At 45.1% G+C, this 11,118-nt stretch carries 11 protein-coding genes; 8 read left to right on the forward strand and 3 right to left on the reverse strand.

Annotated elements, in window-relative coordinates; all coding sequences use genetic code 11:
- Positions 1-7: 7 nt before the first annotated feature.
- Positions 8-184 (reverse strand): DUF1328 domain-containing protein, encoded by a 177-nt coding sequence (locus tag J2W69_RS18750; protein WP_310281366.1) that lies wholly within the window; start codon positions 182-184, stop codon positions 8-10.
- Between the two features lie 292 nt (positions 185-476).
- Here J2W69_RS18750 and J2W69_RS18755 point away from each other — a divergent pair, with 292 nt between their 5' ends.
- On the forward strand, positions 477-794 hold the full coding sequence (locus J2W69_RS18755; RefSeq protein WP_310281368.1) for a hypothetical protein: 318 nt from the start codon (positions 477-479) through the stop codon (positions 792-794).
- Positions 795-1,028: 234 nt separating this feature from the next.
- Here J2W69_RS18755 and J2W69_RS18760 read toward each other — a convergent pair whose 3' ends face one another.
- Positions 1,029-1,289 (reverse strand): hypothetical protein, encoded by a 261-nt coding sequence (locus J2W69_RS18760; protein WP_310281370.1) that lies wholly within the window; start codon positions 1,287-1,289, stop codon positions 1,029-1,031.
- A 7-nt stretch (positions 1,290-1,296) separates the two neighbouring features.
- Complete coding sequence (locus tag J2W69_RS18765; RefSeq protein WP_310281372.1) at positions 1,297-2,487, reverse strand: AAA family ATPase; 1,191 nt, start codon at positions 2,485-2,487, stop codon at positions 1,297-1,299.
- A gap of 200 nt (positions 2,488-2,687) precedes the next feature.
- On the opposite strand from J2W69_RS18765, the gene J2W69_RS18770 reads away from it, so the two are divergent.
- From J2W69_RS18770 to J2W69_RS18800, 7 genes are all read left to right on the forward strand, one after another.
- Positions 2,688-5,879, forward strand: a complete 3,192-nt coding sequence (locus tag J2W69_RS18770) for a DEAD/DEAH box helicase (protein WP_310281374.1) — start codon at positions 2,688-2,690, stop codon at positions 5,877-5,879.
- A 25-nt stretch (positions 5,880-5,904) separates the two neighbouring features.
- The gene (locus J2W69_RS18775) at positions 5,905-7,089 is read left to right on the forward strand and encodes a serine hydrolase domain-containing protein (protein WP_310281377.1); all 1,185 of its coding nucleotides are present in this window, start codon (positions 5,905-5,907) and stop codon (positions 7,087-7,089) included.
- 122 nt (positions 7,090-7,211) lie between these two features.
- Positions 7,212-7,520 carry a type II toxin-antitoxin system RelE/ParE family toxin gene (locus J2W69_RS18780; RefSeq protein WP_310281379.1) on the forward strand — a complete coding sequence of 103 codons (309 nt, stop codon included), beginning with the start codon at positions 7,212-7,214 and terminating at the stop codon, positions 7,518-7,520.
- 43 nt (positions 7,521-7,563) lie between these two features.
- Complete coding sequence (locus J2W69_RS18785) at positions 7,564-7,851, forward strand: HigA family addiction module antitoxin (RefSeq protein WP_310281381.1); 288 nt, start codon at positions 7,564-7,566, stop codon at positions 7,849-7,851.
- A 306-nt stretch (positions 7,852-8,157) separates the two neighbouring features.
- Entirely contained in the window at positions 8,158-9,213 is a 1,056-nt protein-coding gene (locus J2W69_RS18790; protein ID WP_310281383.1) for a hypothetical protein, read from the forward strand.
- Positions 9,213-10,262, forward strand: coding sequence for a hypothetical protein (locus J2W69_RS18795; protein ID WP_310281385.1), 1,050 nt, complete (start codon positions 9,213-9,215; stop codon positions 10,260-10,262). The genes J2W69_RS18790 and J2W69_RS18795 overlap by 1 nt, the downstream gene beginning before the upstream one ends.
- Before the next feature lie 465 nt (positions 10,263-10,727).
- Positions 10,728-11,066, forward strand: coding sequence for a hypothetical protein (locus J2W69_RS18800; RefSeq protein ID WP_310281387.1), 339 nt, complete (start codon positions 10,728-10,730; stop codon positions 11,064-11,066).
- Positions 11,067-11,118 lie beyond the last annotated feature (52 nt).

Consider the following 11,118-nt stretch of genomic DNA (forward strand, 5'->3'; position numbering starts at 1 on the left):
CGGCGTTTTACAATTTAGGGGTTTTGCCGCGTAAGGCGTTGGCTAACAGCGAAATCACCAGCAACACAATAAAAATCAGAAAAATGACTTTTGCTATACCTGTTGCCGCACCTGCTATGCCGCCAAAACCCAGGATCCCGGCCACCATGGCCACAATAAGAAAAGTTAAAGCCCAGCCTAACATAATTACTCCCTGGTACTTAAGTACCGTATCAAAAGTGCTTCAGCACTTGGTTGAACGTACTTTTTCACTAAGCCAGCATTATGCCAAGGTCAAAATTTATACTCTAAGTTATTGTTATCGCTTAGTTTATACTTGAACCCTGAACACAGGCTGTCTGGATTTTAAGGGCTTCAGAGGTAAAATTTACAGGTAGATTAGTAACAGTTGCAGGCTTTAGAAGCTAAAGCCTGCAACTGTTACAGCTTAATCCATGGCATAATCCTGCTTATAAAAGCCTGGAGCTGAGTGAACAATGGCGAAAAAATTAAGTGTGGTGCAACAAAAACAACAAGCCAATGTGCTGAAGTCGCTGGAAACAGTAGAGCAAGCTGCGGCAGCTTTGTATGCAGATTTTGTCGGTTGCTGGTTTAGTATGGAGTTTGAAAACTTTCCGGGGTCTTTACTGGTGCGTTGTCAGTTTAATTCCGAACCCGCTCTTGCTGCTGCGCTGGAACAAAAGCTGGATCTGTATTTTCAAAAACAAATCCATAAGCAGCTATTTAAATGCGGAATTTTAGTGAAAGACATCAAAAGGCATGTGGTGTTAACTACTTTGTCGGCAGATGACTAATAAGCTGTCTCAACTTAATAATTTGAGCTTTTGTGCTTGCATCCAAAACAGGTTTATCGAAAGTTGGATTGTAACTGCCAGGAAAAACAGGTTCTCCGGATAGATGAGGGCGTAACGTTGCTTTACATTGTGTTGAAGTAAAATTAGCTGGAACCTTTTGGTTTAACACTTCAAGTAACATACCCTCAAGGCAAAGTGGTGTGGATAAAATCAATTCAATGCCAGATTTTCTGGCTAAATCCCATGTTGTCGAATAGGTATATCGCTATCCATCAGTATGAAGCTTCGGTCATAATCAGCATGCAAATATTTGCGCTGAGTGGCTTTAATGATGTCGTTGGGCGAGCCTCCATCGGCTGAATGGATCGTCAGATGTTGGCCATTATTCCGGTCATCATAAAGCGACTTCATATGTTTAATAAATGCTTTATCTTGTTGTCCTTCTCCAACTATGAGTAGCGTGGCTTGTTGAGCTTTTCGTTTTATTTTTGCCATCAGTCCCTCACAGATCAGGTACAGCGTTCAAGGCACCTGCCATATATTTTGCGTATAAGTTATCGTCAGCTCTGAGCCCGGCAACTTCGTCGAGACGCCACGATTCACTTTTTTGCTGGTCTTTTTGCACTAAATAGACCTGATGTTTCTTTAACAGATTAAGTACTTCCGGCGTGTGGCAAGTAAAAATTAGCTGTGCCTGATGCGGATTGCTATGTTCAAATTTAAACAGGTCCATCAGGTGTGGTAACAAATGAGGATGAAGATCGTTGTCTAATTCGTCGATGATTGCTATACCACCTTGTTCAAGTACCGGCAGAATTCTGCTTAATAAGACAAAGGCTGATTGAGTGCCGCTGGATTCTTCAAAAAAAGGTAACTCGAACGAGGTTTCCCCTAAAAGGTGAATGCCGCTGGGAATATACAGAGTACTTATCTCTCCTGAGTTATTTCGGGCTTCTGCTTCACTGATCCTGACAGAAGCCATACCTAAATCCAACTCACAAATAATTTGCTGCATATGTTGATTTAAGGTCGAGTTTTGATAAAACAGCTCAGCACTGTCAAACAGGTCACTTTGGTTAAAATTACGGCGACCCAACACGTTCAGATTAAAAATCATCTTGTGGAAGTAGTTCACAAAATCTGCAGCTTCCGGTACATCGTAGTTATAGGCTGCAGAAAGCAATGAAGCATTGCTTCGGATCGCTTTTGCCTGTGCGGATGCAAAGCTGAAACCCTGCTGCTTTATATCAAAACCTGATCCATCAGCTTTCAGGTCACGACTAAAAATATAGCTAAATAAATGACTGGTTTTTTTGTGCAGAGATTCGTGCACGATCTTATTCGTGTTAATTACCAGCCGGTAACGAAACTCTTCATTGCCCAGCAAAAATTGCAATTCAAATTCACTGTTTTTAGCGCTAAACAGTGCATGTGGTTGAAAAGGAATAGGATCCTCTGGTTTATTTCCCAAAAAGGAGTGACAGACAAACCAGCTAAGAAAGGCTAGTGGTTTAATCAGCTGAGTTTTTCCTGAACCGTTTGCTCCCACTACAGCTGTAACTTTATTCAGGCGACGGCCATTCTCCAGCTTTAGGTCATAGTTGGATAAGGCTGGCTTTTTACCAATTTCAAATGAAATATTCGTTTCCTGAGCAAAGCTGTAAAAATTTGAAAACCGCAGACTGATAATCATAGTGGCCAGTAATGAACGTAATTTTGTTGATTGTTGATTATTATGCAGGCTTGTTCAAGCGTCTGAAGAGTTTTTTATTAATAATTTGTCTAATTGTTATGGTATTTAGCCACAGAAGCGCTGTGTGGTGAAATGCCTGCTTTGGCTGCCTGCCAAATTGAGGTAGCATAAACGCCATTTGGTTTTAAAAAATTTGGCGTATGACGGCTGATTTTGTTTTTCCTGTCTCTGCAGAGCAGTTACAACTCTGGTTTCACCCTGCTACCTTTCACAAGGCGCGGGCTTATTTTCTGGCCGGAAAAGTGGTGCAGCTGGATTACGAAGCTGACTTTTCGCAAATTCGTAGTCAGGTGTGGGGCGATGGCTTTAGTCCTTTTAAACAGCTGATTTCGATATCAGAGCGGGATGGTCAGGTGCAACTGACAGATTCCTGCACCTGCTCTGAAGGTAACAGATGCAAACATGTGCTGGCGGCCTTGTTAAAGCTGAAACATCAGTTGGATCAGCTGCAACAAAAGTCAGTGCAGCAGCCAGTGCGTCAGTTAAACCAATGGTTTAGCGAAGCCGAACAATACAATCCGCCAGTTGCAGCCAATACCCCCGAAGATACAGTCCTGTATGAACTGCGCCCCAGTAGCTTAGGTTTACAGCTGCTACCCAAACGAGTGAAGCAAGCCAAAAATGGCAGTTACAGCAAAGGTAAAATCATTGCCCAGAGTGAGCTTTCCGGGCAAGTGAGGCCCTTATGGCTGGCCGAAGATGATTACAGATTATTGCAGCAGTTTTTTGCTTTTGATTTACGCCGTCAGGCCTTGCTGGAAGATCAGTGGGGTTATCAGCTGCTATTAAAAATGCTGGAAACAGGCCGTTGTGTGCTGGACGAAGAACGCCGCGAACTATTTTGGGCTGATCAACTGCCGCTGCAATTACGCTGGTTAAAAAGCAAAGCCGGCTGGCAGTTGTTGCAACTGATGCCTAAAGATCGTGAACTGGAACTGGTGTATACCGATCCGCCTTGTTACCTCGACTTAGTCAATAATCAGTTGGGTTTGCTCGAAAGCGACATTACAGGCCGTGAGCTAAAGCTGTTAATGCGCATGCCACCTGTACCAGCCACCGTATTGCCGGACAGCATGAAACGGCTGCAGCAAATTTTCCCCAAGCTCAATTTACCTATGCCGGACGACAGTGCAGTACAAAAAATTGAAAGTAAGCCAGTACCTGTATTACAGCTGAAGTTACTGACGCAAAAAAACAAAGTCAGCAAAGCTGTGGCTGTATTACAAATGGCGTATGGTCCGCATGTATTGCCATTGGATTTACAGCAATCCCAAACCCAGTTGCAACTGGATAACCAGACGGTGTTTATCCGCCGTGACCGTGACAGTGAAATTAAAGCACTGGAAACTGTATCTCAGTATGGTTTACGTTCTGTGCCAGTTGAGCAATCCGCTACACCTTATTTCGATTGCGGTGAAGGGCCGGAAAATCCGCTGTTATGGCAGCCGTTATTGCAAGCCATCCCCGAACTAAAGCAGCAAGAATGGCGCATTGAACAGGACAAAGCCTTTAATCAGGCGGTGATCCACGCCAAAGCTTATCTGGAAGTGACAGACAAAAACACTGGTGGTTTTGGTTTAACAATACAGGTCGAAATTGATGGCCAGCAAATTCCGCTGCTGCCTTTAATCACTCAGTGGTTACGTAGTTTTGGTTTGCCAGCGGCTGATGAAACCTTGTGGCTGACTTTACCTAAAGGCAAATTGCCTTTGCCTGTCAGTCTTATTCAGCCTTTGATCGACACCATAGTTGAACTGTTAAACCTGAAAAAAACACCCAGCGAAATAGAATTGCCGGATTACAAAGCCGCCTTATTGCCAGGCCCAGGTGCTGAAGAAATCCGTTATTTAAATGCCGGACGTTTGCAGCAGTTAGTCACTCAGTTGCATCATTTTGATGGCATTGAAGATGTAGCAGCGCCGCTCAGTTTAAAAGCCCAGCTGCGGCCTTATCAGCAGCAGGGGTTAAGCTGGCTCTGTTTTCTGCGCCGTTTTGGTTTAGGTGGCATTCTGGCTGACGATATGGGCCTGGGTAAAACTGTGCAAACCCTGGCGTTTTTGCTGCATCAGCAAGAGTTGGGTGTACTGAAACATCCTGCGTTAATTGTTTGCCCTACCAGTTTGCTGGGCAACTGGGCACAGGAAGCCGCTCGTTTTGCACCTTCGCTCAGAGTCCTTACTTTATACGGCCCTAAGCGTCAGGCGCTGTTTGACGAGCTGGAAAAATACGACTTAATAGTCACCAGTTATCCGCTGCTGGTACGGGATTTAGCTTATTACCAAACCCATCATTTTAGCCTGATGGCGTTGGACGAAGCCCAGCATATTAAAAATGCCGGCTCGCAATCGGCGCAAAGTGCACGCCTGGTGAAAGCCGACTTTAAACTGGCCTTAACAGGCACGCCGCTGGAAAACCATTTGGGTGAACTCAAAGCCTTATTTGATTTTGTCTTGCCTGGCTTATTAGGCACAGAAGCACGGTTTGCGCAGGTTTTCCGCAAGCCGATTGAAAAATCGGCCGATGCGGAACGGGCTCATGCGCTGCGTCAGCGGATAGCGCCTTTTATGTTACGCCGCACTAAAAAGCAGGTGGCGACAGAATTACCGGATAAAACCGAAATCCTGCAGCTGCTGGATATGGAGTCGGATCAGCGTAACTTTTATGAAAGTATCCGCTTAATTATGGAAACCAAAGTGCGGGAACTGTTTTTGCGTAAAGGGGTGGCGGCCAGTCATATTGAATATCTGGACGCGCTGCTAAAACTACGTCAGGCCTGCTGTGATACGCGTTTGGTGCCGATAGAACAGGCTCAGATGGTGCAGAATAATGCCAAGTTGCAGTGGCTGCGTGATACCTTGCCTGAGATGATTGAAGAAGGTCGTAAGGTGCTGATCTTCAGTCAATTTTCCAGCATGCTAAACCTGATAGAGCAGGAATTGCAGTATATGGATATCAGCTACAGCAAGCTGACAGGCCAGACGAAAAAACGCCAGGAACAAATAGACGAGTTCCAAAACGGCGACAATTCTGTATTTTTAATCAGCTTAAAGGCAGGTGGCACAGGATTAAACCTGACAACTGCTGATACAGTGATCCACTACGATCCATGGTGGAATCCGGCGGCAGAAAATCAGGCGACAGACCGCGCTTACCGTATAGGCCAGGATAAGCAGGTATTTGTCTATAAGCTGATTATCAGCAAAACTGTGGAAGAAAAAGTACAGCAGTTACAGCAGTTTAAACAAGGGTTGGCCGATCAGATTTTCAGTCTGGGCCAAAGCCATATCTGGCAAGGCGAAGCGCAGGATTTATTAGCGTTGTTCAGCGAGTAGGTCACAGCAGGGAAGGGAAAAATTTATGAAAATCAAAAACGTATTATTTTCCCTGTGGTGTTGCGTCAGTTCTGCAGTTCTGGCTGCTGAACCTTATGATCGCATAGCGCCTTTAGTAGAAAAAGCCATAGCTGATAAGCAATTACCTGGCGCTGTGGTCTTAGTGGGGCGGGGCGAACAGGTTTTGTATCGCAAGGCTTTTGGTTTTAAAACCTATTCACCAGCAGCTCCTGTGATTACGCCAGATACAGTCTTTGATTTAGCCTCTTTAACCAAGCCTGTAGTAACCACAACCTTAATTATGCAGTTAGTGGAGCAGGGCGAGTTGCGCTTAACAGACCCTGTTGGCAACTACCTGAAACAGCTCAATGATGTTGAAGTGAAAAAAATCACTATGCTGCAATTGCTGACTCATAGTTCAGGGTTAGCTGATGGTTTTGACAGGCGTGAATTCTGGCAAGGCAAAGCCGGATTAGATACTGCGCTTGCAAAGCTGAAGTTAAAAACCAAACCGGAACAGCAGTTTGTGTATTCAGATATAGGCTTTATTTTATTGGGGTTGGTGGTTGAGCAGATCACAAAACAGCCTTTGGATCTGTTAGCAGAGCAACGCATTTTTCAGCCATTAAAGATGAAAGACAGCCGCTACTTACCCCTGGATAAGCCTTTGCAAGATGTCGCTTATATACAACGTATAGCCCCCACCGAAAACCTGCAAGGGGACGCGGATTATCAAAAGCTATTGCCGAACTACGCCCAAGCTTATTTACATGCTGTGGTGCACGATCCAACAGCCTTGCGTTTAGGCGGAGTTGCAGGGCATGCCGGGGTTTTTGGCACAGCAGGCGATTTAGCCTTATTTGCCCAAATGTTGTTAAATGGCGGCGAGCTAAAAGGCCAAAGCGTATTATCACCTCTGGCGGTGCAACGTTTACTCACTCCGGCAGTTATTGGCAACCAAAGCCGGGCTTTAGGCTGGGATATGCAAACAGGCTACTCGGCACCCAAAGGTGATTTGTTACCACCAGGCTCTTTTGGTCACACAGGTTTTACCGGCACCAGTATCTGGATAGATCCGGCCAGCCGCACCTACATCATTTTATTATCAAATCGTGTTCACCCCAACCGCGACACTTCCATCACCGACCTGCGCGCTAAACTGGCGAATATAGTGGCTTCAGGTATCGAGCTCGCCAAAACGGCTGACTAGAAAGCAGCGTTACGCAGTTAATAGTTGCTAAGTATTAGTTTTCAGGCTATTCCATAAAGTACCTTTTTATTGATAAGTGTAAAGCAATGCTTTACACTTTGGCGAGGCTGAAGGAATAGCTTATGGCTATTAAGAGTTTTAGTCACAAGGGGCTGAAGAACCTGTTTTACAAAGGCGACAGTAGTGGTGTGCAGCCCATACATGCAGCCAAACTTGAAATAATGCTGGATACCATCCATGCATCACATCAGCCAAAAGATTTGCGAGCTATTTTTGGCAGTAAGTTTGCGGAAAAGCTTGGAGCGGGCGCTGGTGTTTTTTCAATTGAAGTGAATGGCAACTGGCGGATTACCTTTGAAATTGAAGATGATGGCGCCGTATTACTCGATTACAGCGACTATCATGGTAAACAGATCAAGGCCAAAAAGTAGCGATAGCAGCCTTGGAATTAAACCGGAGTTTAGTATGGAAAAAATGACCAGGTGTCCTACCCATCCCGGAGTTGTTTTCCGGGTCACTATTTTAGAAGAACATGGCATATCCGTCACTAAAGCAGCCAAAGCTCTGGGGTTGTCCCGTACAACTATGAGTAACTTCTGTAACGGTCATACTCCCTGCACGCCAGAAATAGCGCAACGTATCGCATTGTCTATAGAGAGCAATGTGGCTGTGTGGATCAATCTGCAAGCGAACTACGATGCATGGTTTGCCGAGAACCGCGAAAAACCTCATGTCGAGAAGTTGCTCATTACAGCAGCCTGATCATTTCACCAAACTCAAAAAATAATTCGAGTAATCACTTTAAACACCAGAGCAATTTAAACTTATAATTCCACTGGTCTGGCCGCCGCTTTGGCCTGAAGTTTTAGCTATTTGTTAACAATTGGCGCAGCTCAAAATTCAAACATAATAGTAAAATTTTGCTGCTTAATCTGCGCCGTTGGACGCAAATGTGCCATTGCATCGTCATTTAGCTGTTCTATCTTGTACTGGGATTTGTAACTTGGCATCACGGAAATGATGCAAATAAAACAATAAATTTACACAGACAAGAGCAAGGACAAACGAATGAAACTATTAAAAATGACGGCAGCCACATTGGCTCTGCTGAGTTTACCGCTTTCTGCTGCTTTGAATGGTCATCCTGTGGTGTTAGTGCATGGTTTTCAGCCTGGTAATTTGGCTGATAAGCCTGTAGGTACTGATGTGACCAGCAACGGTGCTGACTACTGGGCTGGTTTTTGGTTAAGCCGTGCTGATGCGCGTATCGACTGGCCATCACAGGAACGCATCACCGGAAAAATTGCCACCAATTATGTCTGGCCAAAACTGCAGCAATTATCCCGCGCAGGCACCTGCAGCAATGGTTGTATTTTTGTCAGCCACTCTACCGGCGATTTAGTCACCCGTTATATCATCGACAATCAGGCTTTATGGCTGCAAAACGCGGGCTTACAACCTTTAAATATTATCGCCAGTTTTGACTTTGCCGGCGCTGGTGGTGGTGTTGAACTGGCTGATTTAGCAGTGAATGTGGCCGGAGGCGGCAGCTGGACAGACGCAGCTTTACGCGCTGCTTTATCTTTATGGTTAGGCCAAATGCCATCACCTTCCAATATAGGTGTGTTGAACGATTTACGCGTCAATACAGCGCGACAACTGGCGAGTTTCCCCAGCAGTCGTGTGCCACGTTTACGTTTTGCGGGCGCGGGTTCTGACTTTTTAAATGCCACAGGACCATTTTTACCTGGTACTGACGATGGTGTAGTCGCCAGTCATTCCAGTTGTGGTGCATCTGCTGTCGGCTCTTTTGACAGCTGCAGTGCCAATGTGGCTTTTGATGGCAAACTGGCCAGCCAAAGCAGTGGTGTTAAAGGCTTTATGCCGTACCACTACCCCATGCTGATGGGCAATGACTACAGCCACAGTGGTCTGATTGAGGACAGCCGCGATGGTGAAGTGACTGCAGCCAATGCCAGAGCCAATTACTTAAACAACGAAGCTTTGCAGTTCCAGACTTATCAGCAAAAACGCGGTTGGTGGGTATTTGCCTCGAACTATTTATTGGTGACAGGTTCAGATCGTCAGAGCATGTCGTCTTTAGTCAGTCAGGCTGCTGATTAATGCCAAAAAAAGTCTTGGTTATGATGCTGCTGGTGCTGATGGCATTGGCAGCTTTTTGGTTTTGGCCCAAAGCTGAAACTGCTGTGGCTGTGGTGGATAAGCCTCAGCTTGAAGCTATTGCCGAACCCCAGACCAAAGCCGATGTTCAAACTGCTATACCAGTGCAGATGGATCAGTATCAGCAGGAAGAATTGCAGCAAAGTTTTAGTCTGTTGTCGCAGGCCTATGCGGCTGAACTAAGTTATCCACCTTACTCCAGGCCTTTGTCGGCTGCAGATCATCAACTGCTCAACCCCAATCACTTTGACACAGTGGCTTTGCCGCTGGAAGGGGGTGCCAGCGCTAGTCTGGTGTTGCCAAAATACCGCTTTAGCTACCCTGAAGCTGTGGTTTTTACTTTGGTGATGGATGGGTTGTCGCCACAACATGCCAGAGCTGAATTACGTGAACAACAAAGCGGAAAAGTGCTGGCGCAAGCCGATTTAACAGCCACACCAGACTCGACTGAATGGCCGCATCAGTTTGATGCCAGTGAAAACTGGGACGGTGCTATGGAGCTGGTGGTGTTATTTGAAGCTCAAGGCAAAACCCAACAACTGCAAACAGGGCTGGACTACAGTTTTCCTGTGGCCACTATCACCGGCATTGGTAGTAGCAGTTCACGTGGCGCTGATTTAGTGATCCCAGTAAATCTGGATGTGAAAAAAGCCGGTATGTATCGCTTAAGAGCCAATTTATTTACCGAAAGCAAACAGCCTTTGGCTGTGCTGACGGCAGAGGGGAAACTGACCGAAGGTTCTGCAACTTTGGATCTAAAAGCATTTAAACAGGTATTGCAGCAACAAGGTGGTCCTTATTGGCTCGGCACTTTTGTGCTGGAACTACGCTCCGCCATGCCAGGTGAATCCAACAGATATGGCGACAGCAAAGAACCAGGTTTTACCGTGGAAGCCATCAACTTCGGCCAACTCAGCGACGAGCCTTTTGTGTTAAGTGATGAAGAAAAGCAGCGGTTGCAGTTTTTACAGCAGTTGGCTGGAGGGAAGTGACTTAGGTTTAGATTATTCTTTGACTGCCTGAGCTGCAATGTTATTTGTAATAGAAATTAGATATTTGAGTTATTGTCTGCAGCTAAAGAAAGCTTTGCTGTTTTTGGGACCGAAGATTTGAGCTTCTGGGCTTTTTAGATAAGCAGGGTTAATTGTTACGGAGATTATCGATGAACGGGAATGAAGTTTTACTCATCGGGATCGCGATCGTATTTCTGCCAGTCCTTATTATTTTATTCTTCATAATGCCAAATGACAGTAACTGCAATTCTTGTCGAAGCCAGTTATCGATGTATAGACAGCATACTTACCATTGGAAAATCGATGGTAAGGAAAAAGAGATTTGCAAGAAATGCTATAACCGCAAAGCTAAACCAAAGATGCCGAGAATGCCCAGAATAAGATCTTAATTCTGAGTTGAAGTGGGGTGTACACAAGGAAGGCTAAGTTATATGGAGTTAATCAATGATTGACGAGAAAAAGTTCAAAGAGTTTGCTCAAGAACATCAGCCCCATTTAATCGATTGCATAACCCACCTCAGGTCTATTAGCAAAACGATAGAAATCTATGAGTATCACAAAGCTGAAGCATACATTCGCATAAAAAACTTGGAGCCAACAAATACACAACAAAAGTTAATGCTTGTTTTTGAACTTGACGCCTCTTATTTGGGTAGGTTGTCAATACAGGCTCATGTTCAATCAGCGATTCACAATTCAAGAGCCTTGTATGATCTTTTTGCTCAATTGCTAAACAAGGTTCGAGTATGTAAAATTTTCTGTGTAAGTGGCTGTTTATCATAGTGATACACGATCACCGTACATGATGATGAACTGATTCATCGCCGGTTTCCAG

Source organism: Rheinheimera soli, assembly GCF_031457405.1.
Taxonomy (GTDB): Bacteria; Pseudomonadota; Gammaproteobacteria; order Enterobacterales; family Alteromonadaceae; genus Pararheinheimera; species Pararheinheimera soli_A.